Here is a 522-nt window from a genome sequence, read left to right as displayed (position 1 = left end):
TGAGCCATTAGCTCAGTAGGTAGAGCATCTGACTTTTAATCAGAGGGTCGGAGGTTCGAGTCCTCCATGGCTCACCATGATGCGGGTGTGGCGGAATTGGCAGACGCACCAGACTTAGGATCTGGCGCCTCTGGCGTGGGGGTTCAAGTCCCTCCACCCGCATAATGCGGAAGTAGTTCAGTGGTAGAACACCACCTTGCCAAGGTGGGGGTCGCGGGTTCGAGTCCCGTCTTCCGCTCCAACATGCCTATGCCGGGGTGGCGGAATTGGCAGACGCACAGGACTTAAAATCCTGCGGTAGGTGACTACCGTGCCGGTTCGAGTCCGGCCCTCGGCACTTTATATGCGCCCGTAGCTCAATTGGATAGAGCATCTGACTACGGATCAGAAGGTTAGGGGTTCGAATCCTCTCGGGCGCGCCATGTTTATATCGTAATGAGGACGGGAAGTAGCTCAGCTTGGTAGAGCACATGGTTTGGGACCATGGGGTCGCAGGTTCGAATCCTGTCTTCCCGACCATTT

General features: G+C 56.1%; 6 tRNA genes. All 6 read left to right on the top strand.

The window, feature by feature from the left end:
• The first annotated feature begins 1 nt into the window (after position 1).
• Positions 2-77 (top strand) — tRNA-Lys (locus EKC99_RS15445).
• 4 nt (positions 78-81) lie between these two features.
• A tRNA-Leu gene (locus EKC99_RS15440) sits at positions 82-162 on the top strand.
• Positions 163-166: 4 nt separating this feature from the next.
• Positions 167-241: transfer RNA gene (locus tag EKC99_RS15435), tRNA-Gly, on the top strand.
• A gap of 10 nt (positions 242-251) precedes the next feature.
• Positions 252-337, top strand: a tRNA-Leu gene (locus EKC99_RS15430).
• Between the two features lie 8 nt (positions 338-345).
• Positions 346-422: transfer RNA gene (locus EKC99_RS15425), tRNA-Arg, on the top strand.
• Between the two features lie 20 nt (positions 423-442).
• Positions 443-519, top strand: a tRNA-Pro gene (locus tag EKC99_RS15420).
• The last annotated feature ends 3 nt before the right edge of the window (positions 520-522 follow it).

It is taken from the genome of Anoxybacillus sp. MB8 (genome assembly GCF_011006755.1).
GTDB lineage: Bacteria > Bacillota > Bacilli > Bacillales > Anoxybacillaceae > Anoxybacillus > Anoxybacillus gonensis.
Note: the sequence above shows the minus strand (reverse complement) of the source record. Positions and strands in the feature narration are given on the sequence as shown.